25 protein-coding genes are annotated in these 26,163 nt (G+C 59.0%); 14 read left to right on the top strand and 11 right to left on the bottom strand.

From position 1 onward, the window contains the following. Positions 1–68 precede the first annotated feature (68 nt). The 4 genes from EA797_RS08625 to EA797_RS08610 all read right to left on the bottom strand — a co-directional run bounded on the left by EA797_RS08625 (position 69) and on the right by EA797_RS08610 (position 3,805). Positions 69–1,247, bottom strand: coding sequence for a vWA domain-containing protein (locus tag EA797_RS08625; protein WP_122164815.1), 1,179 nt, complete (start codon positions 1,245–1,247; stop codon positions 69–71). Between the two features lie 47 nt (positions 1,248–1,294). Next, a complete protein-coding gene (locus EA797_RS08620) occupies positions 1,295–1,693 on the bottom strand; it encodes a GFA family protein (RefSeq protein ID WP_122164814.1) in 399 nt (132 codons plus the stop codon). Positions 1,694–1,743: 50 nt separating this feature from the next. Continuing rightward, a complete protein-coding gene (locus tag EA797_RS08615) occupies positions 1,744–2,589 on the bottom strand; it encodes an AAA family ATPase (RefSeq protein WP_122164813.1) in 846 nt (281 codons plus the stop codon). Positions 2,590–2,728: 139 nt separating this feature from the next. After that, positions 2,729–3,805 (bottom strand): AsmA family protein, encoded by a 1,077-nt coding sequence (locus EA797_RS08610; protein ID WP_122164812.1) that lies wholly within the window; start codon positions 3,803–3,805, stop codon positions 2,729–2,731. A 139-nt stretch (positions 3,806–3,944) separates the two neighbouring features. Here EA797_RS08610 and cysK point away from each other — a divergent pair, with 139 nt between their 5' ends. Then, positions 3,945–4,919, top strand: coding sequence for a cysteine synthase A (cysK, locus tag EA797_RS08605; protein ID WP_122164811.1), 975 nt, complete (start codon positions 3,945–3,947; stop codon positions 4,917–4,919). 116 nt (positions 4,920–5,035) lie between these two features. Here cysK and EA797_RS08600 read toward each other — a convergent pair whose 3' ends face one another. Further along, positions 5,036–5,950 (bottom strand): DMT family transporter, encoded by a 915-nt coding sequence (locus tag EA797_RS08600; RefSeq protein ID WP_122164810.1) that lies wholly within the window; start codon positions 5,948–5,950, stop codon positions 5,036–5,038. A gap of 153 nt (positions 5,951–6,103) precedes the next feature. Here EA797_RS08600 and aceK point away from each other — a divergent pair, with 153 nt between their 5' ends. The 3 genes from aceK to EA797_RS22150 all read left to right on the top strand — a co-directional run bounded on the left by aceK (position 6,104) and on the right by EA797_RS22150 (position 8,130). Continuing rightward, complete coding sequence (aceK, locus tag EA797_RS08595) at positions 6,104–7,825, top strand: bifunctional isocitrate dehydrogenase kinase/phosphatase (protein WP_122164809.1); 1,722 nt, start codon at positions 6,104–6,106, stop codon at positions 7,823–7,825. Positions 7,826–7,886: 61 nt separating this feature from the next. Continuing rightward, complete coding sequence (locus EA797_RS21800; protein WP_167468789.1) at positions 7,887–8,024, top strand: hypothetical protein; 138 nt, start codon at positions 7,887–7,889, stop codon at positions 8,022–8,024. Then, positions 8,005–8,130: a PA1414 family protein gene (locus EA797_RS22150; protein WP_304664911.1), complete on the top strand. Its 126-nt coding sequence runs from the start codon at positions 8,005–8,007 to the stop codon at positions 8,128–8,130. The genes EA797_RS21800 and EA797_RS22150 overlap by 20 nt, the downstream gene beginning before the upstream one ends. Positions 8,131–8,156: 26 nt before the next feature. Here EA797_RS22150 and EA797_RS08590 read toward each other — a convergent pair whose 3' ends face one another. Beyond that, positions 8,157–8,828: a glutathione S-transferase family protein gene (locus tag EA797_RS08590; protein ID WP_122164808.1), complete on the bottom strand. Its 672-nt coding sequence runs from the start codon at positions 8,826–8,828 to the stop codon at positions 8,157–8,159. Between the two features lie 95 nt (positions 8,829–8,923). Between EA797_RS08590 and EA797_RS08585 the strand changes: the two genes are divergently transcribed. After that, entirely contained in the window at positions 8,924–9,520 is a 597-nt protein-coding gene (locus EA797_RS08585) for a tRNA-uridine aminocarboxypropyltransferase (RefSeq protein WP_122164807.1), read from the top strand. An 8-nt stretch (positions 9,521–9,528) separates the two neighbouring features. Here the strand turns inward: EA797_RS08585 and EA797_RS08580 are convergent, their stop codons facing one another. Continuing rightward, positions 9,529–9,930, bottom strand: coding sequence for a YbaN family protein (locus EA797_RS08580; protein ID WP_122164806.1), 402 nt, complete (start codon positions 9,928–9,930; stop codon positions 9,529–9,531). Between the two features lie 13 nt (positions 9,931–9,943). Continuing rightward, entirely contained in the window at positions 9,944–10,531 is a 588-nt protein-coding gene (locus EA797_RS08575) for a UPF0149 family protein (RefSeq protein ID WP_122164805.1), read from the bottom strand. A gap of 243 nt (positions 10,532–10,774) precedes the next feature. Here EA797_RS08575 and recQ point away from each other — a divergent pair, with 243 nt between their 5' ends. From recQ to EA797_RS08560, 3 genes are all read left to right on the top strand, one after another. Next, a complete protein-coding gene (gene recQ / locus EA797_RS08570) occupies positions 10,775–12,898 on the top strand; it encodes a DNA helicase RecQ (protein WP_122164804.1) in 2,124 nt (707 codons plus the stop codon). A 162-nt stretch (positions 12,899–13,060) separates the two neighbouring features. Continuing rightward, positions 13,061–13,498: a MarR family transcriptional regulator gene (locus EA797_RS08565; protein WP_122164803.1), complete on the top strand. Its 438-nt coding sequence runs from the start codon at positions 13,061–13,063 to the stop codon at positions 13,496–13,498. 275 nt (positions 13,499–13,773) lie between these two features. Further along, on the top strand, positions 13,774–15,690 hold the full coding sequence (locus EA797_RS08560) for a FimV/HubP family polar landmark protein (RefSeq protein ID WP_122164802.1): 1,917 nt from the start codon (positions 13,774–13,776) through the stop codon (positions 15,688–15,690). A 24-nt stretch (positions 15,691–15,714) separates the two neighbouring features. Here EA797_RS08560 and EA797_RS08555 read toward each other — a convergent pair whose 3' ends face one another. After that, positions 15,715–17,892: a patatin-like phospholipase family protein gene (locus EA797_RS08555; RefSeq protein ID WP_122164801.1), complete on the bottom strand. Its 2,178-nt coding sequence runs from the start codon at positions 17,890–17,892 to the stop codon at positions 15,715–15,717. A gap of 73 nt (positions 17,893–17,965) precedes the next feature. Here EA797_RS08555 and EA797_RS08550 point away from each other — a divergent pair, with 73 nt between their 5' ends. Continuing rightward, positions 17,966–18,250 (top strand): Rdx family protein, encoded by a 285-nt coding sequence (locus EA797_RS08550; protein ID WP_122164800.1) that lies wholly within the window; start codon positions 17,966–17,968, stop codon positions 18,248–18,250. 29 nt (positions 18,251–18,279) lie between these two features. Here the strand turns inward: EA797_RS08550 and EA797_RS08545 are convergent, their stop codons facing one another. Next, the gene (locus EA797_RS08545; protein ID WP_122164799.1) at positions 18,280–19,212 is read right to left on the bottom strand and encodes a LysR family transcriptional regulator; all 933 of its coding nucleotides are present in this window, start codon (positions 19,210–19,212) and stop codon (positions 18,280–18,282) included. Positions 19,213–19,335: 123 nt separating this feature from the next. On the opposite strand from EA797_RS08545, the gene araD1 reads away from it, so the two are divergent. Together araD1 and EA797_RS08535 are read left to right on the top strand one after the other, a co-directional pair. Next, positions 19,336–20,331, top strand: a complete 996-nt coding sequence (gene araD1, locus EA797_RS08540) for an AraD1 family protein (RefSeq protein ID WP_122164798.1) — start codon at positions 19,336–19,338, stop codon at positions 20,329–20,331. A gap of 133 nt (positions 20,332–20,464) precedes the next feature. Next, on the top strand, positions 20,465–22,045 hold the full coding sequence (locus EA797_RS08535; protein ID WP_122164797.1) for an aldehyde dehydrogenase (NADP(+)): 1,581 nt from the start codon (positions 20,465–20,467) through the stop codon (positions 22,043–22,045). A gap of 12 nt (positions 22,046–22,057) precedes the next feature. Here the strand turns inward: EA797_RS08535 and EA797_RS08530 are convergent, their stop codons facing one another. After that, positions 22,058–23,044: a LysR substrate-binding domain-containing protein gene (locus EA797_RS08530; protein WP_244214084.1), complete on the bottom strand. Its 987-nt coding sequence runs from the start codon at positions 23,042–23,044 to the stop codon at positions 22,058–22,060. Positions 23,045–23,197: 153 nt separating this feature from the next. On the opposite strand from EA797_RS08530, the gene EA797_RS08525 reads away from it, so the two are divergent. The 3 genes from EA797_RS08525 to EA797_RS08515 all read left to right on the top strand — a co-directional run bounded on the left by EA797_RS08525 (position 23,198) and on the right by EA797_RS08515 (position 26,160). Beyond that, positions 23,198–24,217 carry a TRAP transporter substrate-binding protein gene (locus EA797_RS08525; RefSeq protein ID WP_122164796.1) on the top strand — a complete coding sequence of 340 codons (1,020 nt, stop codon included), beginning with the start codon at positions 23,198–23,200 and terminating at the stop codon, positions 24,215–24,217. Positions 24,218–24,289: 72 nt separating this feature from the next. Next, positions 24,290–24,862 (top strand): TRAP transporter small permease subunit, encoded by a 573-nt coding sequence (locus EA797_RS08520; RefSeq protein WP_244214083.1) that lies wholly within the window; start codon positions 24,290–24,292, stop codon positions 24,860–24,862. Further along, entirely contained in the window at positions 24,859–26,160 is a 1,302-nt protein-coding gene (locus EA797_RS08515) for a TRAP transporter large permease (RefSeq protein WP_122164795.1), read from the top strand. Before EA797_RS08520 ends, EA797_RS08515 begins: the two co-directional genes overlap by 4 nt. Positions 26,161–26,163 lie beyond the last annotated feature (3 nt).

Below are 26,163 nucleotides of genomic sequence, written 5' to 3'. Positions count from 1 at the left end.
CCAAGCGGCTAACAGCAGCCTTGTCACTATTTGTTGCCTGCTAGCGCCCATTGTCGAGGGCCGGGTACTTATTTCGACAGAAACTTCATGCCTTCCTCCAGGCCGCTCAAGGTCAGCGGATACATCCGGTCTTCGACGAGATCACGGACGATTCCGGTGGAGGAGGTGTAGCCCCAGGTGTCCTTCGGGTAGGGGTTGATCCAGATAAGTTTCTTGTACTTTTCCATGAAGCGCTGCATCCAGACATAGCCAGCTTCTTCGTTCCAGTGCTCGACGCTGCCGCCGGCCTGGGTAATTTCGTAGGGCGCCATAGCGGCGTCGCCAACGAATACCACCTTGTAGTCCGCGCCATACTTATGCAGCAGATCCAGGGTCGAGGTACGCTCGGACGTGCGACGGAAATTGTTTTTCCACACCGATTCATAAATGAAGTTGTGGAAGTAGAAATACTCTAGATGCTTGAATTCGGTCTTGCAGGCCGAGAACAACTCTTCGCAGACCTTCACGTGCGCGTCCATCGAGCCACCGATGTCGAACAGAATCAGCAGCTTTACAGCATTACGTCGCTCGGGTCGCATCTGAATATTGAGCAGGCCGCCATCTTTCGCGGTGTGGTCAATGGTGCCGTCCAGATCAAGCTCGTCCTGAGCGCCCTGGCGTGCGAACTTACGCAGCCGACGCAACGCGACTTTGATATTCCGCGTCCCAAGCTCGACCTGATCGTCAAGATTCTTGTACTCGCGCTGGTCCCAGACCTTAACTGCCTTGCCCTGGCGTTTGCCGGCATCACCGATGCGAATGCCCTCGGGGTTGTAGCCGCCTGAGCCGAATGGGCTGGTGCCGCCGGTGCCGATCCACTTGTTGCCGCCAGCGTGTTTGCCTTTCTGCTCGTCCAGGCGCTTCTTGAATTCCTCGATCAACTTGTCCAAACCGCCTAGCGATTCGATCTTCGCCCGCTCTTCGTCACTGAGCGACCGTTCAAATTCCTTGCGCAGCCACTCCTCCGGAATCAACGCCTCGATATGCTGATCGAGATTCTCAAGGCCTTTGAAGTAGGCGCCGAACGCACGGTCGAATTTGTCGAAGTGTCGTTCGTCCTTCACCAGGATTGCCCTGGACAGGTAATAGAACTCGTCCATGTCGGCGAACACGACATTGTGTTTCAGCGCATTGACCAGATCGAGCAGTTCGCGCACTGACACTGGAACCTTGGCAGCGCGCATTTCATTGAACAAGCCAAGCAACATGGCAGAACCTCTAGCGTGCCGCGCTAGCGGCACCTTGCATGAATGGGTCAGCGATCTTCGTCGTGAGTCGGGAGACCGTCGCGGATCTCGTACCAGTCCGCTTTGGAGCGCACAAATATGTGCGCCTGTGGCGGGGCAGGTAGCGGCGAGTCGAGCGTGCCGGCAGCGACGCCGAGCTCATGCTCTCGGTTATCGACGAATTGCAGGTTGGAGCCGCAGCGAATGCAGAACGTACGAGTCACGTGTTCGGACGAGTGATAAACGCCTAGCTGGTCCTTGCCGGAGAGAATGTGAAACGCCTCGAGTGGCACACCTGCGTAGGTGGCGAATGCCGCACCGTGGGCCTTTCGGCACATCTTGCAATGGCAGTGGGTCAGCTCGTTTATCGGTGCATCGATGCGGTAACGCACGACGCCACACAGGCAACTTCCGGTAAGGGTTTGCATGGCTCTTCCTCCAATGACGTGAGGCGGCCGGTTCCGCTGAACCGCCGCAATCAGCGGTTGGCGCGACGACTCATGAACGCCAGACGCTCCAGCAATTGCACGTCCTGCTCGTTTTTTACCAGCGCCCCGGCCAGTGGCGGAATGGCCTTGGTCGGATCACGCTCGCGCAGAACGGCTTCGCCGATGTTGTCGGCCATCAGCAATTTCAGCCAATCGACCAATTCGCTGGTCGACGGCTTCTTTTTCAGGCCAGGCACCTTGCGTACATCAAAGAACACATCGAGGGCTTCTGCCACTAGATCCTTCTTGATATTCGGATAATGGACGTCGACGATCTTCTGTAGCGTCTCGCGATCGGGGAAGGCGATGTAATGGAAAAAACAGCGGCGCAGGAACGCATCCGGCAGTTCTTTCTCATTGTTCGACGTAATGATGATGATCGGGCGCTGCTTTGCCTTGATCGTCTCGTTGGTTTCGTAGACGTAGAACTCCATCTTGTCGAGTTCCTGCAACAGATCGTTAGGAAACTCGATATCGGCCTTGTCGATCTCATCGATCAGCAGGATCACGCGCTCCTCGGACTCGAACGCCTCCCACAATTTGCCTTTCTTGATGTAGTTGCGGACATCGTGAACGCGATCGGAATCAAGTTGCGAGTCACGCAGTCGGCTCACGGCGTCGTATTCATACAAGCCCTGGTGAGCTTTGGTGGTCGACTTGATATGCCATGTAATCAGGCGTGCACCAAAGGAATCGGCCAGTTGCTCGGCCAGCATGGTCTTGCCGGTGCCAGGTTCGCCCTTGACCAGTAGCGGACGCTCTAGCGTGATGGCAGCGTTGACTGCGAGCTTGAGATCGTCAGTGGCGACATAGGACTGGGTGCCTTCGAACTTCATCTGAGTATCCTTGATCGGGCCTGGCACGCAGGCACTCGTGTTGGTTTAGATGGCTGACTATAAGTGAAGGATGAACGAGTGTGAACGTAAGTGGATCATTCAGTCACTGAATGGGCGTCGGCCGAACTGTTGGTCTTCATCACCCTTCATCCTCCGCCAGAGAGCGCTCAAAACGAGCCGAGAAGGCTTCGACAAAGCCGTTGCGTAGGATTGCAATGAACGCCTGGAAGGGGCTGACTTCGGTGTTTTTCGTGCTGCCGGAAAGCTCGACCCGAGTAGCGAACTGGTCCTTGCTTTGATTCTTGAGGATGTTCTCGCTCCCGCCGACGACGGCTTCCCAAATGCCGCGAAAGAAACCCTTGTCCTCATTCTTGATGTCCTGCTCGATATCGAACACCTGCACGTTGCGCAGCAGCGGCTTGATGTAACCGTCCAGCTGGCTATCGCGCGCCTGCACCTCAACCACCAGATCGCCAGTCCCGGCTTCGAAATCGAACTTGCCGTACGCGTTGCTGAAGTCGTTCAGCTTCGTAAGCTCCAGGCCGGTCATGCGCAGACTCACGTCGAAATCCTCCCAGTCGGTAAATGGATCGAAGTGCGCAGTGGCTTCGATCGGCGCCTGGTTGAAGAACTTCGCCTCGCCCTCAAATCTCGCGACCCGGCCCTGTTCCTCTTTTGCTGAATTGGTCAAGTTGTAGAGGCTGGCGTTGATAGCGTTCGCATAGACATGCACCTGCGGATCGGCATCGAAATTCCGGAATGAAAGCTGACCGTCAATCACCCTGACCTCATTCAGCGTGAAGGGGACCAGCTCGTTCACGCGCTCCCTCCAGTCCAGACCTCCGCCGGTCTGGTCGCTTTCTGGCTCGTCATCGTCAACGAAATTGAGGTGCGGCTCATGGAGAATCACCTCGCCTACGAGGGCACGTTCACGCCACAGCGTTCGCCAGCTGACGCCAATATCGATGGAGGCAGCAGTAAACAGCGGAGCTTGAACTGGCTCCTGCTTTTTCTCGATACGCAAACCGTCGACGCTATACGCCCCGCGCCACCAGGCCAGGTCTACATCTTCCACCTGGCCTCGGTAATCGCCCATGTCTGCCATTTTGTCGTTGAGGTAGTTCAGCACGAGGTGCGGAAGCAGCAGGTGCGCTACGAGCAGGAGCAATGCGACGCCGAGCAGAATCCAGAGCGGCAAACGGTAGCTTTTTTTCATAACGAGCCTGGTGGTTGAGTTCAAGGATGGTTACGTACCAAAAGGGTGGACCCAGCGGCACCTGGTGAGTTCGGCTGGACGAGATCTGGGACTGCGCTTAGGCTCATCAGTCTGATTTTTACATCGCAGGGACACTGTCATGAGCCGCATCTTTGCTGACAACGCGCAAACCATCGGCAATACGCCATTGGTAATGATCAATCGACTGGGCCCTAAGGGCGTCACCATCATGGCCAAGATCGAAGGTCGCAATCCGGCGTACTCGGTCAAATGCCGCATCGGCGCGGCGATGATCTGGGATGCCGAGGAAAGCGGACGCCTGAAGCCGGGCATGACCCTGGTCGAACCCACTTCCGGCAACACTGGTATTGGCCTGGCATTCGTCGCGGCGGCACGCGGCTACAAGCTGATGTTGACGATGCCGGCCTCAATGAGCCTTGAGCGCCGCAAGGTGCTGAAGGCGCTTGGCGCGGAACTGGTACTTACCGAGCCGGCAAAAGGCATGAAGGGCGCAATTGAAAAGGCAGCAGAAATTGCCGCGACGGACCCGGACAAGTACTTCATGCCGCAACAGTTCGAGAATCCTTCGAATCCGGCTATCCACGAGAAAACAACCGGTCCGGAAATCTGGAATGACACCGAAGGCAGCATTGATGTGCTGGTTGCAGGAGTTGGCACCGGCGGCACCATTACCGGCGTGTCACGCTACATCAAGAACACTAAAGGCAAGCAGATTCTCAGCGTTGCGGTGGAGCCGCACAGCTCTCCCGTTATCACGCAAACGATGGCTGGGGATGAAGTCAAACCGAGCCCGCACAAGATTCAGGGCATTGGTGCTGGCTTCGTGCCGAAAAATTTGGACTTGTCCATTGTCGATCAGGTCGAGCGTGTGGATGACGATGAGTCAAAAGCAATGGCTCTGCGCCTGATGCGGGAGGAGGGAATCCTCTGCGGCATCTCCTGTGGTGCAGCAATGGCTGCGGCGGTCCGACTGGCGGAGAAGCCGGAAATGCAAGGCAAGAACATTGTGGTGATTCTGCCTGACTCCGGTGAGCGCTATCTGTCTTCGATGCTCTTCTCCGACATGTTCGGCGAACAGGAACTACAGCAGTGATCCGCTGCGCCGGGGTGCTTTGGCAACCCCGGCGCGTGTCCTTCGGCCGTGGCCGTCATTTCGCACGGCCGCCTCGGCCGGCAGCTGGTCATGAGTAGCAACCGGCAGACCAGCCGCTAGCTGCGCTGCGCGTCAGGCACCACCGTCGTTACGGGCGCCTGCCTCAGGATAAGCCACAGCGCCACGCCAATGAGTGCCCCTCCATAGACATAGGCCCAGTCCAGCGGCTCACCCAGAAATAGAGCACCCCATAGGACGCCAAACGGCGGAATGATGAAGGTGACCGCCAGCGTCCGGACCGGCCCGATGTCCGACAGCAAGCGAAAGTAGAGGATGTAGGCGAAAGCCGTGCAGCCGATGCCAAGCGCCAGCAGGCTGAGCCAGACGCTTCCGTTACCCCAGGAAACGGGTGGCGCAGTAATCAGCGATAGGGCAAAGAGTGGCAGTAGGCACAGTGCGGCTCCGGCCTGACTGCCGAAGGCGACCAATTCGCTACTCAAGCCGCCCTGTTGATTGATCCACCGTCTGGTCAGAAATCCACCGAATCCATAGCAGGCTGTTGCGCCCAGGCAAGCGATTGCGCCAATCAAAAGGTCTACATCGAATGCGACGGGCCCGGTTCGCGTCAGCAAGGCCACACCACCGAGACCGAACACCACGCCGATCATTTTCGACGCCGTCAGCGACTCGGCAAAGAACAGTGCACCGATGATGACGCCCATCATTGGCGTGGTGGCATTGAAAATGGCCGAATACCCGGTCGGCAGGAATTGCGCGGCTAACGCGTAGAGGGCAAAAGGTGCCCCCGAGTTAATCATTCCCAGGATCAGACACAACTTCAGCTTTCCGCGAAAATCCCACCGACTGCGCATCAAGAGCAGAATTGCGAGCAACCCGACAAAGGCGAACAGCACCCGAAAGAAGGCAGTGGGAAAGGTGCCGAGCTCCGGCGCGATGATTCGCATGAAGAGAAAGCTGGCGCCCCAGATCGCGGCGAGGCTGAGCAGACGCAACAAGTCGACAAGGCGCATAACGGGGCTCCATGAGTTGACGCGATAGTGTTGGCGAGGCGCCGAGGGCTGACAACACGATTCACGCTTTTAAACTTTCCGTTGGGCTGATCAGCTTTCATTGGGGGAAACGTCTGGATAAGCTCGAGGCTTTCATGCAGCGAGAGCAATGATATGGCGCAGCATTCGCCGGACGTCGAGATAGCCCGCCAGATTCTTCTGGGCTTCGATGACTATCGCGAACATTTCAGGCTAATAACCGAAGGCGCCAGATCTCGCTTCGAGCAGGCCCTGTGGCAGGACGCCCAGCGGGCGTCCGCTGCACGGATCAGCCTGTACGAGGAAAAGGTCAGCCAAACCGCTTCGGCATTGCGCTCGGCTGTGGAGTCGCAGGTGCTGCTCGATGTTGAGCGCTGGCCGCGGGTCAAGAGCGAGTACATCGGGCTGATCAACCCGCGCTTCGATGATGAGCTTTCGGAGACTTGGTATAACTCCATTTTCTGCACGCTCTTCAGTCACGACTGCATCAACGATGACACCATGTTTATCCATACCACCCGGCCCGCGAACCGTGCCCAGCGGATGGCGCAGACGAGACGTTACCAACCCAGTGGAGATTTGCGTGGCGTGCTGGAGCAGATCCTCAGTGACTTCGCGTTCGATGTCCCGTACGGCGACCTGAGCGGCGATCTGGAGCGGCTGGAGGCGCAGCTACAGGTGTCGCTACCCGACTGGGTATGCAAGGATCCGGAGCTGGTCGTCGAGCTTTTCACCTCTGTTCTCTATCGAAACAAGGGCGCGTATCTGGTCGGGCGCATTTTCACGCGAGACGAACAGTGGCCGCTGGTGATTCCACTTCTGCACCGCGAAGGTGAGGGGTTGGTTGCCGACGCCTTGATCACAGATGAAGCGGAGGTTTCGATCATTTTTTCGTTCACCCGCTCGTATTTCATGGTCGAGGTATCCATTCCCGCGGAGTTCATCGGCTTCCTCAGGCAGATAATGCCAGGCAAACATGTCGCTGAGCTGTACACCTCGATTGGTTTCTACAAGCACGGAAAGTCTGAATTCTACCGCTCACTGATCAATCATCTGGCGACCACTGACGACCGCTTCGTCATGGCACCAGGCGTTCGCGGCATGGTGATGAGTGTGTTCACGCTGCCCGGTTTCAACACCGTGTTCAAGATCATCAAGGATCGCTTCTCTCACGCCAAGAACGTCAATCGCGCCACGGTGATCGAGAAATATCGGTTGGTGAAGAGCGTTGACCGGGTAGGGCGGATGGCCGATACCCAAGAATTTGCTGATTTCCGCTTTCCCACGTCCAAGTTCGATCCAGAGTGCCTGGCTGAGTTGCTGGAAGTCGCGCCGTCCACAGTGGAGGTGCAGGGCGATACCGTGCTTGTGCGTCACTGCTGGACCGAGCGACGCATGACCCCGCTGAACCTTTATGTGGAGAGCGCCAGCGAACAGCAAGTCGAGGAAGCACTAGAAGATTATGGACTTGCAATCAAGCAACTGGCGGCGGCCAATATCTTTCCGGGCGACATGCTGCTTAAGAATTTTGGCGTAACCCGGCACGGGCGCGTGGTGTTCTACGATTACGACGAGATCTGCTTTCTCACTGAGGTGAATTTCCGTTACATCCCTGAAGCTCGTTATCCAGAGGACGAAATGTCATCGGAGCCTTGGTATTCAGTCGGGCCGAACGATGTATTTCCCGAAGAATTTCCGCGCTTCCTGTTTGCAGACCTCAAACAACGCCGCCTTTTCGCCAAACTTCACGGAGAGCTGTACGACGCCAATTACTGGAAGGGGCTTCAGCAGGCAATCAGCGACGGCAAGGTTATCGACGTGTTTCCCTATCGTCGCAGGCAGGAAGCGATTCAATAGAGAGGGGGACACGAACGCTTCGCGGCGGCAAGGGTCGTTATTATCAAGGGACGGATGAACGATGAAGTGTCTGAACAATCTGCAACACCTGCCACAGGCGGCGCTGCGAATGTTGGGTTATGCTGATCTCGAAGTCCCGGGCTCCACCAAGACCCGTATCAAGCAGGAGGGGTTAGACCATGAAAGCATGGCTCAATAGTGTGTGCTGGAATCTGGCAGTGGCGCTTGGGTTTGTCGAACCGCCTCGGTTGCAACCTATACCGGTGCGTGCTCAACGTGACAAGGCAGCGGCCCAGCGTCGCTGACCAAATGCGAGCCGGGCGCTGAGTATTCAACGTCCCGGCATCACTGGCCCACCTTTTTCGATGGCTCGCTGATAGGCGGGCCTTTCTCGTATGCGCTGCAAGAACGCTGTCAGGTTCGGGTAGCGCTCATCCAGCCCTCCGCGTGACTGTGCTGCTTCAAGCGGGAAGCTCATCTGAATGTCCGCAACGCTGAAGTCCTTTCCAGCGAACCACTGTCTTTTGTCCAGTTCGCTTTCCATGTAATCAAGGTGCAGCTTTAGCTGAGGCCCTATGAATGCCTGGTTGGCGCCTTTGGCAATTGCACGGGCCACGGGGCGGATGAAGAACGGCATTGGGCCGTTGGATATCCGATTGAATACCAGCCTCAGCAACAAAGGCGGCATGGCCGAGCCTTCGGCATAGTGCATCCAATAGCGATAGCGCAGTTGGTCCGCCGTATTGGCAGCAGGAGCGAGGCGACCTTCGCCGTAGCGTTCAACCAAGTACTCAAGAATGGCGCCTGACTCGGCTAAGGTCAATTCGCCGTCAGTAATGACTGGTGATTTGCCCAGAGGATGCACTTTTCTCAGCTCGACCGGTGCCAGCATCGTGTTCGGATCACGAGCGTAGCGCTTGATTTCATAAGGCAGTTGCAGCTCTTCCAGCAGCCACAGCACGCGTTGCGAACGGGAATTTTCCAAATGGTGCAGGGTGAGCATCTATATCTCCTTGGGGTGGTGACCGCGACTAGCTTAGTTCACCCTCCCTGGCTTGTACCCGTATGGCAAAATTCGTCCCCCATCAGGAGGAAGTTATGCCACGTCCGCAGTGTGCCCGCTGTCAGCGCCCCCAACGCCACTGTCTGTGTCCTTTGATTCCGTCGCTGCCCAGCAAAACCTCCGTGCTGATCCTGCAGCACTCGAGTGAGTCCCGGCATGCATTGAATACAGCGAGACTTGCAGTGCTAGGGCTGCTAAACGCAGAGCTGCGAATCGGTGAGCAATTCGATAAAGACCTTCCTATGGACGACGGGGTGGAGAGCTATCTGTTGTTTCCTGGCGAAGATGCGCTGTCACTTGAGGAGCTGGTAGAGCGGCCCGAGCCGCGTAGGTTGATCGTTCCGGACGGCACTTGGCGCAAGGCGCGCAAGGTGCTGCATCTCAACCCACGCTTAGCCAGTCTTCCACGGGTAGCTTTACCTGAGGGGCTCGTTTCTCGTTATCGCCTGCGCAAAGCACCGATGCCTGGTGCGCTGTCGACGATAGAGGCAATCGTGGTGGCGCTTAACAGTCTTGAAGGTGGCATCCGTTTCGAAGCGTTGCTCAAACCATTCGAGGCTTTGATCGACGCGCAGATCGAGGCCATGGGCAGCGACGTATTTCAGCGCAATCACTTGCCTTTAAAGGGCTAGAGGAGTTGTCAGCGGGTCGGCAGCGTTCGCAAGCGGAGAATGTAGAAGGTTACCAGCGTCGCGCTTAGCAGCATGCCGAACCGGGCCCAGGCCAGCGGTACGAGCCAGCAGGAAAACCCGATGCTAAGCCACATCATGACGATTGCGTATATCTTGGCCTTGCGCGGTATCCCGTTGCCTTCCAGATAGTCCTTGAACCACGGGCCCAGCCACGGATGCATGACGAGCCAGTTGTAGAAGCGCCGAGAGCTGCGTACGAAGCATGCCGCGGCCAGGAGGAGAAAGGGTGTCGTCGGCAGAACAGGAAGGAATATTCCGATAACCCCGAGCGCAACGCTTAGCCAACCGATCCCCAGTAGCGCGTAGCGCACTACCGGGTTGCGATACGTTGGAATATCGCGGTGAGCCAAGAGGGGGCCGGCGTCAGTGCTTGCGTGGTTTGAGAAGTGCGGGCTTCTCTTCGGGAGCGTGGCAGATCAGATACAGAGCTGTAAGGATCTCCGGAATCTGCGAAACCATCTCCGCGACCAGGTCAGGGTCAGTGGCTATGTCGCTGAACTCGGGCTGCTCGTCGAAGAGCCCAGAGCCGACCATGATCGGTAGCAGCAGCTCGCTGACTTCCTCTTCGGAATCCTCGAACCATACTGATTCACGCATGAACACCCCTTCCATGAAGCCGATGCACCAACCCCGCAGATCGGACTCGTCAGGCTCGTCGCCCATCTCTAGGTCGCAGGGCAGCTCCATGTCTTCGTCGCTGGCGAGTTGTCGAGAGATATGTGCCTTGAGCTGAATGAGCGTCGCCTCGATCGATTCCCTCTCGGTATCGTCCGCGTATTTCGGCGGCTCGGCGAAAAGCGCATCTATCCACTCCCGCTCCGGCACCTGCTCGGAGCAGATGCACAAGGCGGTCAGGTAGCCGTGCGCGGCGATGTAATCGAGCGCCTCTTCGTGCAGATCATCTGCATCCAGAAACACTTGCAGGCGGGCGAGTTGCTCGGCGAATGACATCGGTGGCTACCTTGGAGAGAAAACAGCGCTGATTCTAGACGAGCTATGGTTCCCCGGCTACCGCGCAGCCGGATGGTTGACGCGGCGACGGACATTTCTCGCCCATTCGCCTTCGACAGATGAACAAATGGCGTCGGAGTTCCGCGACACGGCTTCCGACCCGGTTATCGCATCGACGAAGGGTTCTGCCTGAACCCCGCCGCCGTGTCGCGTATACTCGCGCGTCTTGTTTCGGAGACCGGCATGCTCGATCAGGCACAGCGCATTCTCAAAGATGTATTCGGCTACGACGCGTTTCGTGGCGACCAGGGTGCGATCATCCAGCGTGTGGCAGATGGCGAGGATGCGTTGGTGCTGATGCCCACGGGCGGCGGCAAATCGCTTTGCTATCAGGTGCCGGCCCTGCTTCGCGATGGCCTGGCCGTCGTGGTGTCGCCGCTGATCGCGCTGATGGACGATCAGGTCGCCACGCTGGAAGAGCTCGGCGTTTCTGCTGCTGCGCTCAATTCGACCCTGACGCCCGAGCAGCAGCGTGACATCGCCGATCGCTTGCGCCGCAACGAAATCAAGATGCTCTACCTGGCGCCGGAGCGCCTGGTTCAACCGCGCATGCTGGCCTTCCTGCAACGTCTGCAGATCGGACTTTTCGCCATCGACGAAGCGCACTGCGTATCCCAGTGGGGGCACGACTTCCGCCCCGAGTATTTGCAGCTGGGTCAGTTGGCAGAATTTTTCCCCAGCGTGCCGCGGATTGCGCTGACCGCAACCGCCGACAAACGTACCCGGGAAGAAATCGTCCAGCGACTGCATCTGGAGAAAGCCGAGCGCTTTCTCTCCAGTTTCGACCGGCCAAACATCTTCTATCGCATCGTGCCCAAAGAGCAGCCGCGCAAACAGTTGATGGCGTTTCTGGCGGAGCGTCGCGGCGATGCTGGCATCATCTATTGCATGTCGCGCAAGAAGGTCGACGACATTGCCGCCTTTCTCACCGAGCAGGGTTTCCCGGCGTTGCCTTATCACGCAGGCCTGCCAAACGAGCTCAGAGCCTTCCATCAGAAGCGCTTCCTTAATGAGGAAGGCCTGATCATGGTGGCAACCATTGCGTTCGGCATGGGCATCGACAAGCCTAACGTCCGTTTCGTTGCGCATCTGGATCTGCCCAAGTCCCTTGAGGCCTATTACCAGGAGACCGGCCGCGCGGGTCGGGACGGTCTGCCGGCAGACGCCTGGATGGCCTACGGGCTGCAAGACGTGATCTTTTTAAAGCAGATGCTCAACAATTCAGAGGGCGACGACCGACACAAGCGCATCGAGCAACACAAGCTCGACGCCATGCTTTCTCTGTGCGAGGAGACCCGTTGCCGCCGCCAGGTTTTGCTCGCCTATTTCGACGAGCAAATGCCTGAGCCATGCGGTCATTGCGACAACTGCGTCGACGGCGTCCAGACCTGGGATGCGACCGAGCCGGCCCGACAGGCGCTGTCGGCCATCTACCGTAGCGGCCAGCGTTACGGCGTCGGGCATCTCGTGGACATCCTGCTGGGCCGCGACAACGAAAAGATTCGCAGCCTCGGACATCAGCACCTCTCTGTATTCGGCGTTGGCAAAGGGTTGTCCGAAGGTGACTGGCGTTCGCTATATCGTCAGCTTGTTGCGCGTGGGCTGGCCGATGTGGACCTTGAGGGCTTCGGTGGTCTGCGTCTGAGCGACAGCTGTCGTTCCTTGCTACGCGGCGAAGTGACACTGGAGCTGCGCCGTGAACTGACGGCAAAGACTCCCAAGTCTGCCGTCAGCGCAGCCAGCCAGCTGGTGCGCAGCGAGGAGCGCGAGACCTGGGAGGCGCTGCGGACCCTGCGCCGCAAGCTGGCCGAAGAGCATGGCGTACCACCCTATGTGATCTTCCCCGATGCGACCTTGCTGGAGATGCTGCGTAGTCAACCCGGTACTCTGGGCGACATGGCGCGAATCAGTGGTGTCGGGGCACGCAAACTGGAACGCTACGGCCAGGCGTTTCTGGAAGTGCTGCAGGGCGATGCAAAAGTAGTCAGATCGCCCGCTGATATTCGTCATGAGCTGATCACGCTTGCCCGTGCAGGGATGACGCCAGCGCAGATCGCCCGGCAGCTGGACTGCAGTGAAAAGAACGTTTACGCCATGCTCGCTGAAGCTATCGGTCAGCAACAGCTCAGTCTGGAACAGGCGCTGGATCTACCGGAGGACCTGCTGAGTGAAATCCAGGAGGCCTTCCTTGACGGGGAGGGCGAGCTACCGCCGGTTGCGGCAGTCGCAGAGCAGTTCGCCGGGCGTGTGCCCGAGGCAGTGCTGTTCTGTGTTCGCGCGTCCTTGCAGGCCGAATTCGAACTTTGATTCGCAAATGGGAGCGACCTGCTGTCGCTTCGCTTGGACGGCACGCGCTCTGGCGCGGTGCTTTGCAACACAGGGTTACGCACCCCGCCAATAGTGGTCTTGCCTGTATCCGGGAGCTGTGGTTAGCTCGCTAATAATTAGTATTTCCGGAAAGACTGCTCCATGTATCCCGACCAACACCGCTTCGCGATGCAACTCGCACAACTCTCGCGTGGCTGGCGCGCTGAACTGGACCGTCGGCTGGCCGATCTAGGCCTTTCACAGGCCCGCTGGTTGGTTTTGCTGCACCTCGCACGATTCGATCACGACCCCACCCAGCGCGAGCTTGCACAGAGCGTGGCAGTGGAGGGGCCTACACTGGCGAGGTTGCTCGATAGTCTAGAAGCGCAAGGGCTGGTACATCGCAAACCGGCACCCGGAGATCGGCGAGCTAAACTGATCACCCTTGGCGCCCCGGCCCGCCCGCTAATCCAGAGAATCGAAGCGATCTCTACCCAAGTCCGGCAGGAGCTGTTCGATGGCATCGATGAAGCCGATCTGCGCAAGTGCCAGCAGGTGCATGAACGGATCCTGGCCAATCTCGTTACAGCCAAGCGCTAACGCACCGCCGCGAGCCTTTGCCAAGCTGGGCATAACTACGCACCGGCGTACGCCCCCAGCAGCTCGGTACAGCACTTAGTCTGTTCTGGCTACCCCGGTCCGCCACCGTTTGTCTTCTGCAGCTAGGCTGCGCCATTGCGTGATGGCACAATGCCTTCAAGCGCTAGCCGACGAACTGCATCAACCTTTTGCCGATTCAGTCGATAACCGCGTCACAGTTCAACAATCGAACAGTGGACCCGGCGAACACACGCCCGGCCGCTCGCGGAGATGCCATGGCACTAGGTCGTCGAGTCTTGTTAACCGTAGCTTTCGGCTCGCTGGTCTATTCGGGCGTGGCATCGGCGCTGGGAATGGGTGATATCACACTCCATTCTGCGCTGAATCAACCACTGAGCGCTGATATCGATCTGCTGGACGTCGGCGATCTGTCGGCGGACGACGTCCGCGTCGTGCTGGCCTCCAGCGCTGATTTTACGCGCTCGGGTGTAGAGCGCGTGGATTTCCTTCAGGACCTCAATTTCACACCTGTGATCGATGGCCAGCGCAGCCGCATTCAAGTGGTTTCCAGCAAGCCGGTGCGTGAGCCATACCTTAATTTCCTGGTCGAGATCACCCGGGCCAAGAGCCGGATGCTTCGGGAATACACGGTGCTCCTCGATCCCCTGCCAGGCATGCCGGATGCGGTGAGTGAAGTGGCTGCCAGTGTTCCACAAAGCGTCACTTCTACCTTGCGCACCGAACCGTCGCGTTTCGTTCCTCCAGCCGAACTTCCTCAAGCGGGGCAGGGCAAGCGTCACCGGGTCGCGGATGGCGAGAGCCTTTGGACAATTGCCAGTCTTTACGCGGGCGGCGCTCGGGGGACCCAGGCGCAGTTCATGCGAGACATCAAAGCATTGAATCCAGAAGCGTTCGCAGGCGGTGATGCTGCGCGTATCAAAGCCGGTGCGAACCTGCTCCTGCCGGATTCGGCTGAGCCGGCAAAGGCTGCGATCGCTGAGCGTGAACCGCTGGCCGAGCCCCTTGAATCACGGCCGGCTACTGTTGCTATGGCAGGCGACGCGGAGCCAGTGGACGACCAAGTCGCGAATCTGCGGCGCCAGCTCTTCGAAGAGCTCGCCGCCAGCCGCGAGGAAAATCAGCAGCTCAAGCAAATGCTGATGGACATGCAGGTTCAGATGGAGACGGTAACTGCCCAACTGGTCGAGCAGAGAAGTGCGCAGTCCGCTGCACCTCAGCCGGTGGTGCAAAACGTGACCCAAGCAGTGGCAGAACCGACTCCCGCAATGATGTCGGTCGAGTCAACTCCGCCGTTGAGGTGGCAGGACTGGGCGTTGCCAAGCGGTGCGGTGCTGGCAACCCTCTTACTTGGGGCGCTCTGGCTTGGTCGACGGAACAGACCCAAGGCACTCGAGCCGGAATTCGTAGCACCCGTGCAGGCGCAGCGTGTGCCCAACGCGGCCACACAAGCTGCAGTGGAAATGCCGCGTCAGCCCGCGCAGGCCTCTGTCAGCGAGACAGATGTCCTTGAAGCAGCGGACATCTACATCACCTATGGCCGTCGCGATGAGGCGCTCGATGTACTGCAGCGCGGCATCGAGCGCACGCCTGATCAGTTGGATATACGCCTCCGCTACCTCGGGCTTCTGGCCGAATCTGGCGATGTTGAAAGCTACAGCGCGGCAGCTGCCGGGTTCTTGCACGTTGGCGGTGCGCGTGCGCAGCTCGATCAGCTGCTGGCGTTGCATCCGGCTTTGGCGTCTGCAGTTGCGGCCGCCGAGCCGGCAGAAGCTGAGCCGATTCTGGATCCGGACATAACCTTCGTGTTGAATGAAACGCTGGATGCGGACTTTCTGGATCCTTCGTTCGAATTTGATCAGCAAAACCCATCGGTGCAAGCCACTCGGGTTTATCCGGCGCAACCACTAATCGATGGCTTCGACGAAGCCCTGACGCTAGGCGAATTGCCGTCGCTGCTGGGAAATTCAGAAACTGTCGAGGTGAAACCGACGGCCGAGGAACTACGGCAGCTCGAGCCGAACCCGGAGCATCTGATACGGCTCAACCAGGCCGTTGCTTACATAAAGCAAGGCAACATGGAAAGTGCGTGCATCATTCTCGAAACCCTGGCGACAGAAGGCGACGAAGCGCAGCGCCAACAGGTCAACGAGTTGCTCGCACAGATCGCCTGACGGCCGTTCATGGTCTGGACGCAGTTAGAAGCTGCGTCCCAGGTTCATGTAAAGCGCGCGTTCGGCTTCATCGTTCAGCCCGTAACTGAAGTTCAGAGGGCCGAGGGGTGTTTCGTAACCGACAAAGATGCTACCGGCGTTTATGTAGCCGCTGTCGAATTCGTTGTCGTTGTACACCCGCCCGCGTTCAAGCGAGGCGCCTAGATACAGTGGGAAATCCAGAGGCAGAAATGACCGCGGTGTCATCTGCCGGAAGTAGATCACTCGTGCCAGGCTGATGTTCTGACCGGCCAGGGCGTCTTGCCGAAAGCCCGATAGCTGCCGCGCACCGCCGAGCTGAAAGCTCGATGTGATCACTTCAGCCTCGTCCAGGGTGCGGCCGTATCGACCGCCCAGAACGAACGTATTCACGCCATGGCTGACTGCCTTGTCCAGGTTGATCTCCCACTGCCGGTATCGCTCATCCGAACCGAGCGCAGGATCGTACTGACGTAGCCCTAGACCTATATCTTCTCCTTCGCGAGGGAAGTCGACGTTGTCGAGCGTGTCGAAAGCGTATTGAAGCTGGTAATAACCTTCCTCGAAGCTGAAGTCCGGCATTTGTTGATCGCCGACGCGAATGTTTGCCTCGCCCCAGCTCTGTCCTATTCCAAAGCGTATTTCGCCATTGTTGGAAATCTGCCGTCCCAGGTTCAGCCCGTAGCCGTAGCGTTGCAGCCGATATTCGGCGATGGGGTCGTTATCCAGAATCGCGTCGACATTTCGCGCTTCGGCGATCAGGTTAGGCGCGACGAACCAGCGCGAGCCCGCATCTAGTGGTTGATAAAATTCGCTGAAAAGTTCCTGTCGGTCGCCAAGTTGCAGGCGAGTCAGCCACTCGGCTCCCAATTCGTTGATACCGTTCTTGCGGAAGCTCGCGCCAATGTTGAACGCACTGTCGCCCTGAAAATCATCCGAGAGGTTAATGCCCAGGCGCAGGTAGTCGGTTCCTGAGCGTTTCTCTCGGGTTGTGATCACCAGCGTGTTCCCAGCCTCGCCGTGCACGACGCGATATTCGACCTGGTCGAAGTAGTCCAGTCCGTACAAAGTGCCCATGTCTTTCTGCAGATCCTGCAGGTCCAACGGTTTTCCGGCCTCCTGACGGATGTAGCGACGGATCACTGCGTCTCCAACTTTCGAGTCGTTCTCGATGCGAACGGCAGTGATCAGTGGCGTACGCGGCTCGGCGGAGCGAGCAAGGCTCAGTGCAAGATTGCCACCACTTTCCCGGCGCATGCCGGCGAGTCGATTTTGCAGAGCATCGGCAGCACGGTAACCGGCGTCGATCAGCTGCTCGGCGCGCTCGAAGTCCGTGGAGCCGAAAGCGGCCAGCATCGGTTGGACCAGAATGTCCTCCTGACGCAAGGTCGCCAGCTGCGCTTCCGAGTTACGCCGGGTCATCATGGTGATGGACTGGTTGAGTACGTCAACGACGGTCAGCAGTTGCTCACGGGGCTGCAAAGGCGTGCCGATGTCGACGACGATCAGTCGATCCACGCCCATGTCCCGCGCGACGTCCATGGGAATGTTGTCGACCATGCCGCCGTCCACCAGCAGTCTTCCATCGATCTCTACCGGAGCGAAAACCGCTGGGATCGACATACTGGCCCGGATGGCCTGGGGGAGGTGACCGTTTCGAAATATCACCTTCTTGTCATTGGCGATATCGGTTGCCACAGCACGGAACGGAATAGGAAGCCGATCGAAGTCCCGTGTATCGCTGGCATGAACCAGCAATCGCTCGAGCAGAAGCGCCAGATTCTGGCCCTGGATCACACCGAGCGGTAGGCCGAGGCTGCCGTCATCGCGAAAGCTCAGTTTACGCTTGACCAGAAAATCCCGGTCATCCTGCTTGCGTCGGAAAGGGATGTCCTGGCGCGGTGGATCGTCGGAGAGCACTTGTTGCCAATCCAGTTCGAGTGCCAGCTTTTCCAGCTCATGAACGCTATAGCCTGCTGCATAAAGACCCCCAATCACCGCGCCCATGCTGGTGCCGGCAATCGCATCGATCTGCACACCCTGTTCCTCGAGTGCTTTCAATACACCGATATGAGCCAGCCCGCGTGCGGCGCCGCCCGACAACACCAGACCTGTGCTCTGGCGGGTGTCGGCGAAGCTTGAAAGCGGCAGTAGCAAGCAGAAGAAACAGAGGATGCGCAGCATGGCAGTACCGAACGGAAGCACGCGAAAATGGCGGCTATTATAGGCGTCCGATCACCGATCCGAGCGCTCTACCATGGCAGATACCAAGCCGGAAATCGTCATCACCTATTGCACTCAGTGCCAGTGGCTGCTTCGTGCCGCCTGGCTCGCTCAGGAGCTGCTCTCCACCTTTGCCGACGATCTGGGCAAGGTTTCATTGGTGCCGGCCACTGGCGGCACTTTCCACATCAGTTGCGATGGCGTTCAGATTTGGGAACGCAAGCTGGACGGCGGTTTCCCCGAGGCCAAGGAGTTGAAGCAACGGGTGCGCGACCAGATCGATCCTCAGCGTAGCCTGGGGCATAACGATCGGCCTTGAGCGGCCGGCAACTCTCATTGGCGCAGCAGTCAGGCCGAGAGCTGCTCGGTCTGCAATTCTTCGAGCAACAACAGAGCCGCAGCAGACAGCCTGCTGCCACGCCGGGCGACGGCGCCATAAGGTTCGCTACGTGACTGCAGCTTCAGGGGCAGGCGGCGAATAATGCCGAACTTTTCGCTGAACTCCGCGACCGCCAATGGCATCACCGCGACCAGCTCCGGGTCTTCCTGAAGGAGGCTGAGCATCGTAAAAGTAGAAGCGGTCTCAACCGGGTAGCGCGGGAATTCCAAAGCGCACTGGCTGAACTCACGTTCGAGCAGCAGCCGCATGGGCATGTTGGCGGGATAGACGACCCAGCGGTAAATGCTGAGGTCGGCCAGGGAGAGCATGCCTGCGCGCCCAGCTGGGTGGTCCGGGTGAGCCACAATGGTCAGTTGCTCAGGATGCAACGTCAGGGCGTCGTAGGCGTCCGGCCGTTGGCTCACGCTGGTACGGCAGATCGCAAGATCCAGCCGGCCTTGCTCGACCAGTCCCAGCAAACGCGCGCTGGTGTCTTCGACGATCTCCACTGAAAGCTCGGGTTGCTTGCGCCGTAGCCGGCCCAGGGCACGCATCAGCATCGGAACGGCGCCCATGATCGTGCCCACAGAGAGCCGTCCTCCCTGGCCCTGCAGTATCCCGACCATTTCCTCTCGCAGGTGCGCCAGATCGCTGTGGATCAGGCGGGCGTAGCGGATTACGCAGCGGCCCAGGTCGTTTGGCACCAACCCCTGGCTGTTGCGGGTGAACAGTTCTGCGCCAAAGGTGTTTTCGATCTCATGCAGCGACTTGGTCGCGCCGGGCTGGCTGATGAACACCTGCTCGGCGGCGCGATGCAGCGACCCCTGTTCGTCGAGGGCGATCAATAACCGCAGCTGCTTGAGCCGGAGGCGGGAAACGATGGAGGGCAGGGCGGCAATCATGGGATGACTGGAAGTTATCACTCAATCAGAAGCCGTCATTAGGCACCAGCGAGAGCGGTTTTTAAAGTGATCACAACAAACCTCCATGAGGTGGGGCGGCAACACAACAAGAGGAAGGTGCGCATGCGGTTGATTCAATTCGAAAACGAGCAGGGTCACAGGCAGGTGGGCGTGGTTGCCGGTGAGCGCATCGAGGTGCTTGCCGGGGTTGGCAGCACTCGCGAGCTGGCACTGGAGGCAATCCGCGGGCAACGTAGCCTGGGTGAGCAGATCCAGATGGCAGAACGCCAACCAGGCCCGCCATACCGCGACCTGCTCGAAGCAGGCCATGTGCTACCGCCACTCGATCATAGCGACGCCGCTCATTGCCTCGTCAGTGGCACCGGTCTGACCCATCTGGGTAGCGCAGCGACACGAGACAAGATGCATCAACAGGGCGAACAGGACGACGCAAAGCTAACCGACTCCATGCAGATGTTCCGTTGGGGCATTCAGGGCGGCCGCCCACAGTCGGGTAACGTTGGGGCGCAGCCCGAATGGTTCTACAAGGGTGATGGCAGCATCGTGGTGCGCCCGGGCGGAGACTTCCCGGCACCGGAGTTTGCAGAGGACTACGGTGAGGAGCCCGAGCTGACCGGCCTCTACGTGATTGGGGGGGATGGGCGGCCTTACCGGCTGGGCTTTGCCCTGGGTAACGAGTTTTCTGACCACGTGCTCGAGCGCAAGAACTACCTGTACCTGGCGCACTCGAAGTTACGCTACTGTTCATTCGGTCCCGAATTGCGAGTGGGGTCATTGCCAGCCCATCTGGCGGGTATCAGTCGTATTCGTCGCGGTGGTGAAGTGCTCTGGGAGAAAGAGTTCCTATCCGGCGAGGAGAACATGTGTCATAGCCTGGAGAATCTGGAGTACCACCACTTCAAGTATGCGCAGTTCCTGCGTCCGGGTGATGTACACGTGCACTTCTTTGGCACGGCAACGCTCTCGTTTGCCGACGGGATCAAAGCCCAGCCGGGTGATCAGTTCGAGGTCAGTCTGGACGAGTTCGGCGCGCCGCTGCGCAACGGCATCAGCGTTTGCCAACCGGGTATTTCTCCGGGCGGCGTAACGCCACTCTGACGTCCTTCCAGGCGGTTGATAGGCCGCAACACAACCCGGCGTGCACAGTACGCCGGGTTGCTCGTTTCAAGCTCTTCGCTCGTAGCGGACAGGGCGAAGCCTCATGAATCCATGCAATCAGAGGAGACATTCCATGCCCGATATCAGCGGTCAGAACTACATCGCCGGCGCTCGTAGTGCGAAAGGCACAGTCATCGTGCAGAGTCTCGATGCCAGCACCGGGGAGGCCTTGCCTTATGAATTCCATCAAGCCACCGAAGAAGAAGTGAATGCTGCCGCGCAAGCGGCGGCCAGCGCCTATCCTCAATACCGTTCACTATCGGCGAGCAGGCGAGCCGAGTTTCTCGACGCCATTGCCGACGAGCTGGATGCCCTTGGCGATGATTTCGTCGCGCTGGTATGCCGCGAAACGGCATTGCCGGCCGCCCGCATTCAGGGTGAACGAGGCCGTACCAGCGGCCAGATGCGGCTGTTCGCCAAAGTGCTGCGTCGGGGCGACTTCTATGGCGCGCGGATTGATCGTGCGCTGCCAGAGCGCAAGCCACTGCCCCGACCGGACCTTCGTCAGTGCCGCATGGGCCTTGGCCCGGTAGCAGTGTTCGGCGCAAGTAACTTTCCGTTGGCGTTCTCCACGGCGGGCGGTGACACCGCATCGGCGTTGGCTGCAGGCTGCCCGGTGGTATTCAAGGCCCATAGCGGGCACATGGTCACGGCTGAATGCGTCGCCGATGCGGTGATCCGCGCAGCTGAAAAAACCAACATGCCCAAAGGCGTGTTCAACATGATCTATGGGGGCGGAGTTGGTGAGTGGCTGGTCAAGCATCCGGCCATCCAGGCGGTGGGCTTCACCGGTTCGCTGCGCGGCGGCCGCGCCCTGTGCGACATGGCCGCGGCGCGCCCGCAACCGATCCCCGTATTTGCCGAGATGTCCAGCATCAACCCTGTGGTGGTGATGCCCGATGCGCTCAAGAATCGCGGCGATGCTATCGCCAACGAGCTGACCGCTTCAGTCGTGATGGGCTGTGGTCAGTTCTGTACCAACCCAGGCCTGGTTATCGGTGTGCGCTCCCCTGAGTTCGACGCGCTTCTGGAGAAACTGGTCGGTTTCATGAGCGAGCAGCCGGCACAAACCATGCTGAACGCGGGTACGCTGAGCAGCTACGGCAGCGGGTTGGAACATCTGAAGGGCCATACCGGGATCAGCCATCTTGCCGGCAAGGCGCAGCAAGGCAACCAGGCGCAACCGCAGCTGTTCAAGGCAGATGCGCGACTGCTGATCGAAGGGGATCCGCTGCTGCAGGAGGAGGTGTTCGGCCCGACCACCGTCGTGGTCGAAGTTGCTGACAAGGCCGAGTTGATGCGCGCGCTCCAGGGCCTGCATGGCCAACTGACCGCGACGCTGATTGCCGAACCAGGTGACCTGACCGAAGCCGCCGACCTGGTGGCTCTGTTGGAGCAAAAGGCCGGCCGACTGCTGCTCAACGGCTATCCGACCGGTGTGGAAGTCTGCGATGCCATGGTGCATGGCGGGCCTTATCCTGCCACGTCGGATGCGCGGGGTACTTCGGTCGGTACATTGGCGATCGACCGGTTCCTGCGTCCCGTGTGCTACCAGAACTTCCCGGATGCGTTGCTGCCGGATGCGCTGAAAAATGCCAATCCGCTGCGCATCAAGCGCCTTGTGGACGGTGAAACCTCAGACGCAGCGCTCTGAGCGCAAAGCGGCTCACTCGGCTACGGGTGAGCTGCTTTCTTTCGTTCCCAACCCCATTCCCGCTGCGGTAGTGCGAAGCAGATCAAGCACGCCAACGGCGGCTGGCGAGAGCTGGTGTGGGGTTTTGGTGATAATGCCGTATGCCATCAGGCCCTGGTTGAGATCGGCGTCGATGCTCGCGTCAACCTCGATCTCCGCCAACATGCCATAGCGCGCATAGTGGGCCAGCACGTCGCGCGGCAGGACGGTGAGCATGTCGTCCTTCTCGACCAGTGTAGTCACCATCAACAGGTTCTCCGCGTTCACGACCTTTCTAGGCGGGCGCATGCCGACCCTTTGGAATAGCGCATCGAACTCCTGGCGCAACACGCTTCCAGTCGGTGGCAGCACCCAATCCGCAGCATTCAGCTCGGCGCGCGACATGGGGCCTTCAATAAGCCCGGCACGTGCGCAGATCTGTAGCGGCTCCTTGGCCAATGGCTCGAAGTACAGATTGTCCTGGTGGCTGCCAGCGGAGAACCGCGCCACCAGGAAATCCAATTCCCCGTCATCCAGAATCGCCAACAGGTCGCGACTGGACCCGGTGCGGATGGTTATCTCCAGGGCTGGAAAACGCTGTTTGGCAAGGCGGATCACCTCGGGCAGCAGCTCTGCGCAGGGCGTCAGGATGGTGCCGATGCGCACATGCCCCTGTTGCCCGTGTCGCAGAGCGTCGACTTCACTGTAGGCGCTGTCGAGGGTGTTCAACATACGCCTGGCGTGGCGGATCATCGCTTCGCCATACAGCGTCGGGACCACCCCACGTGCATGGCGTTCGAACAGCTCGACGCCAAGCCCGTCCTCCAACTCTTTGAGCAGCTTCGAAATGGCGGGCTGGGAAATACCCAGGCCAACAGCGGCTCGATTGAGATTTCCGGTGTCGCCAAGGGCCGCCAGCAGCGGGATGTGGCGGCTCTTGAGCCTTGCCCGGACGAACCAGTTGCTGTTGATCGGCTTCATTTGGCATATCCATTCATGTATGGGTAAGACCGAAATATATATTTGTTGATAATGCCTTGTCTCCTTAGGCTCTGGTTAAACGAGGGGCGCATGCTTACGGCCTGCGCCTCGCTCGAGATCAAATGCCTTATAAAAATAATTGGAGAGGCAGCTATGCAATCGAACGTCCAACGTTTCGGGTTCGGCCTTGCCGCAACTCTGGTGCTCGCATCTGGCAGTGCCTTCGCCAAGCAGGAATGGAAATTCCAGATCAACGTCAACGCGGGGGACGACGAATATCAGATTGCTCAGCAATGGGCGAAAAGCGTCGGTGAGAAGACCAATGGTGAAATCACCATTGAGGTGCTACCGACCGGCACCATCGTAGGCAATAACGAGACGCTTGATGCCGTTGGCGCGGGCATCATTCAGGGCCACATCACCGATCCTGGCTATTTTTCAGGCAAGAACCCGGCGTTCGCGGTGTACGGCAATATGGTCGGCGCCTGGACCGGCCCGGCTCCATTCCTCGACTACATGCGCAACGCCGGCGGCGAGGAGGGCTACAACCGGCTCGTCGAGCCTTACAACGTGCACCTCATTCGCGCCGGTGCGGTCGGTGCGGAAGCCCTTATCAGCAAGCGCAATATCGAGTCACTCGATGATCTCAAGGGCCTGAAAGTCCGTGCGCCAGAGGGGATGGTTTCCAACATCTTCAAGCTTGTCGGCGCCACCCCGGTGAATCTGCCTACCTCCGAGGTGTACACCGGGCTGGAAAAGGGCGTGATCGACGCCGCCGATTACACGGTGTTCTCGACCAACTACCAACAGGGTTATCACAAGTACGCACCCTTCGCGGTTTATCCGGGCTTTCATTCGATGCCGATGAAAGATATCTCGGTCAACAAGACGCTCTGGGACGACCTGTCGTCCGAGCAGCAGAAAATCCTCGAAGACTCGGTCGATGCCTTCACCGAGCAGCTGGTCAGTGACCTGCAGAAGAAAGACGAGGAGCAGGTGGCGCTGGCGAAACAGAAAGGCGACGTGACGCTGACCTCACTCCCTGAGGACGAGCTGAAGAAATTCCGTCAGTCCGCTCGCGAAGAGTGGGCGCGTTGGCGTGACCGCAGCCCCCAGGCCAAGGAGGCAGTGGATTCCATCCAGGCCTACCTGCAGGACAAGGGCATGCTCTGAGCCGCGTTCAGCGGCAGTCTGTTCGATGACCAACGACACCCGGTATAGCCGGGCTGTCCGAGGAGTTTCGCTGTGAAAAAACCCCAACCCTCGTCTGACGATCATCTCGACGCCTTTGCCCCCGAGCCCGGGCAAGGCGTTCTCGATCGCGGTATCAGACGCGGTGGTCAGCTGATTGCCTGGCTGGTATTCCTGGCAATGCTGGTCAGCGTGTTCGAAGTTGTCATGCGCTATGGCTTCGGCGCGCCCACCGACTGGGCGCACGAGACCACCACGTTTCTGGTCGCCAGTATCTTTGCGCTGGGCGGGCCCTACGCGCTGGCCACCAATCGGCATATCCAGATTCGCATCCTGCTTGACCGGCTTTCGCCGCGTAAGCGGAGCTGGCTGGAACTGCTGAATCTGGTGTTGGGAGTCCTGTTCTGCCTGGCTATCGGCTATGCGGCCTGGGTATTGGCCTATAACGCGACACATGCGCCGGATGGCAGTTGGCGCCTGGAAACCTCCGGTTCTTCATGGAATCAGCCGCTGCCGGCCTTCACCAAGATCGTGATTCTGGTGTCCATCGCGCTCATGGCGGTGCAGCAAGTGGTGCGGATCGCCACTCACCGGCGTGCGCGCTCTGATCTGGATGCGCCCAAATGAGCATCGAGATCGCTACCTACCTGATGATTTTTGCCATCTTCGCGCTGCTGGTTCTGGGCCTGCCGTTGGCCTTTGTCACCGGTCTGGTCGCCGCAGGTTTCACCCTGGGCTGGTTCGGCCCGGTTGGCGTGCCGCTAGTGGCGAGCCGCATGTTCGGTTTCATCACCGAGTATTCGCTGGTCGCCGTCCCGATGTTCGTATTCATGGCGGGGCTGCTGGATCGATCCGGATTGGCGCGCGACCTCTTCAATGCCATGCGCTTTTTTGCCGGGCGGCTGCCGGGTGGCGTCGCGGTGCAGACCATTGTGGTCGCATTCTTTCTGGCCGCAATCTCCGGGATTATCGGTGGGGAAATCGTGCTGCTGGGTGTGCTGGCGTTACCGCAGATGCTGCGGCTTGGCTACGACAAGCGCATCGCCATCGGCGTGGTCTGCGCAGGCGGTTCGCTGGGCACCATGGTGCCCCCGTCGATCGTGCTGATCATCTACGGGTTGATTGCCAGCGTCTCCATTGCTGACCTGTTCAAGGCGGCGATCATGCCCGCAGCGCTGCTGATGGGCAGTTACATGCTCTATGTAGTGATCATGTGCATGCGTTACCCGCATATGGGCGGCGCGCATCTTGAGAAGGACGTCAATCAGCCGCGGCTCACGTTGGTTGAAGCCTTCAAGGGCATGTTCTTTCCGATTGCCATTGCCGGGCTGGTGCTTGGCAGCATCTATGGTGGTATCGCATCGGTTACCGAGGCGGCGGCCATGGGAGCCTTGGGCGTCCTGATGGCAGTGCTGGTACGGGGGGAGTTCAGCCTCAAGCTGCTACAGGAAAGCCTGACGCAGACGTTGGAAACCTGTGGGATGATCGTCTGGATCGGTATTGGTGCGGCCTGCCTGGTGGGTGTCTATAACCTCATGGGCGGCAACCGATTCGTGTTGTCGGCGATCACTGGGCTCGAGGTAGCGCCGTTCGTCATCATATTGGTGATGATGCTGATCTTCCTGCTGCTGGGCATGTTCCTCGACTGGATCGGAATCGCCATGCTCTGCCTGCCGATCTTCGTTCCCATCGTCGTCCAGCTCGGCTACGACCCTGTGTGGTTCGGCATTCTCTTCGCGGTGAGCATGCAGGTTTCCTACATCTCGCCACCCTTCGGGCCGGCAGCCTTCTACCTCAAGAGCGTGGCACCCCCAGATATCACCCTGACCGATATCTATCGCTCGATGGTCCCCTTCATCGTCATTCAGATCGCTGTGCTCGGCCTGTTGCTGTACGTCCCGGCAATCTCGACCTGGCTGCTCTAACCA

Origin of the sequence: Stutzerimonas zhaodongensis, assembly GCF_003696365.1 — a bacterium.
Taxonomy (GTDB): Bacteria; Pseudomonadota; Gammaproteobacteria; order Pseudomonadales; family Pseudomonadaceae; genus Stutzerimonas; species Stutzerimonas zhaodongensis.
This window is presented reverse-complemented; position numbering and strand designations above follow the sequence as displayed.

Excerpts from the sequence above, each read along its gene's own strand:
- EA797_RS08625 (WP_122164815.1), bottom strand. The coding sequence starts at position 1,247 with ATGTTGCTTGGCTTGTTCAATGAAATGCGCGCTGCCAAGGTTCCAGTG.
- EA797_RS08620 (WP_122164814.1), bottom strand. The coding sequence starts at position 1,693 with ATGCAAACCCTTACCGGAAGTTGCCTGTGTGGCGTCGTGCGTTACCGC.
- EA797_RS08615 (WP_122164813.1), bottom strand. The coding sequence starts at position 2,589 with ATGAAGTTCGAAGGCACCCAGTCCTATGTCGCCACTGACGATCTCAAG.
- EA797_RS08610 (WP_122164812.1), bottom strand. The coding sequence starts at position 3,805 with ATGAAAAAAAGCTACCGTTTGCCGCTCTGGATTCTGCTCGGCGTCGCA.
- cysK (WP_122164811.1), top strand. The coding sequence starts at position 3,945 with ATGAGCCGCATCTTTGCTGACAACGCGCAAACCATCGGCAATACGCCA.
- EA797_RS08600 (WP_122164810.1), bottom strand. The coding sequence starts at position 5,950 with ATGCGCCTTGTCGACTTGTTGCGTCTGCTCAGCCTCGCCGCGATCTGG.
- aceK (WP_122164809.1), top strand. The coding sequence starts at position 6,104 with ATGGCGCAGCATTCGCCGGACGTCGAGATAGCCCGCCAGATTCTTCTG.
- EA797_RS21800 (WP_167468789.1), top strand. The coding sequence starts at position 7,887 with ATGAAGTGTCTGAACAATCTGCAACACCTGCCACAGGCGGCGCTGCGA.
- EA797_RS22150 (WP_304664911.1), top strand. The coding sequence starts at position 8,005 with ATGAAAGCATGGCTCAATAGTGTGTGCTGGAATCTGGCAGTGGCGCTT.
- EA797_RS08590 (WP_122164808.1), bottom strand. The coding sequence starts at position 8,828 with ATGCTCACCCTGCACCATTTGGAAAATTCCCGTTCGCAACGCGTGCTG.
- EA797_RS08585 (WP_122164807.1), top strand. The coding sequence starts at position 8,924 with ATGCCACGTCCGCAGTGTGCCCGCTGTCAGCGCCCCCAACGCCACTGT.
- EA797_RS08575 (WP_122164805.1), bottom strand. The coding sequence starts at position 10,531 with ATGTCATTCGCCGAGCAACTCGCCCGCCTGCAAGTGTTTCTGGATGCA.
- recQ (WP_122164804.1), top strand. The coding sequence starts at position 10,775 with ATGCTCGATCAGGCACAGCGCATTCTCAAAGATGTATTCGGCTACGAC.
- EA797_RS08565 (WP_122164803.1), top strand. The coding sequence starts at position 13,061 with ATGTATCCCGACCAACACCGCTTCGCGATGCAACTCGCACAACTCTCG.
- EA797_RS08560 (WP_122164802.1), top strand. The coding sequence starts at position 13,774 with ATGGCACTAGGTCGTCGAGTCTTGTTAACCGTAGCTTTCGGCTCGCTG.
- EA797_RS08555 (WP_122164801.1), bottom strand. The coding sequence starts at position 17,892 with ATGCTGCGCATCCTCTGTTTCTTCTGCTTGCTACTGCCGCTTTCAAGC.
- EA797_RS08550 (WP_122164800.1), top strand. The coding sequence starts at position 17,966 with ATGGCAGATACCAAGCCGGAAATCGTCATCACCTATTGCACTCAGTGC.
- EA797_RS08545 (WP_122164799.1), bottom strand. The coding sequence starts at position 19,212 with ATGATTGCCGCCCTGCCCTCCATCGTTTCCCGCCTCCGGCTCAAGCAG.
- araD1 (WP_122164798.1), top strand. The coding sequence starts at position 19,336 with ATGCGGTTGATTCAATTCGAAAACGAGCAGGGTCACAGGCAGGTGGGC.
- EA797_RS08535 (WP_122164797.1), top strand. The coding sequence starts at position 20,465 with ATGCCCGATATCAGCGGTCAGAACTACATCGCCGGCGCTCGTAGTGCG.
- EA797_RS08530 (WP_244214084.1), bottom strand. The coding sequence starts at position 23,044 with ATGAAGCCGATCAACAGCAACTGGTTCGTCCGGGCAAGGCTCAAGAGC.
- EA797_RS08525 (WP_122164796.1), top strand. The coding sequence starts at position 23,198 with ATGCAATCGAACGTCCAACGTTTCGGGTTCGGCCTTGCCGCAACTCTG.
- EA797_RS08515 (WP_122164795.1), top strand. The coding sequence starts at position 24,859 with ATGAGCATCGAGATCGCTACCTACCTGATGATTTTTGCCATCTTCGCG.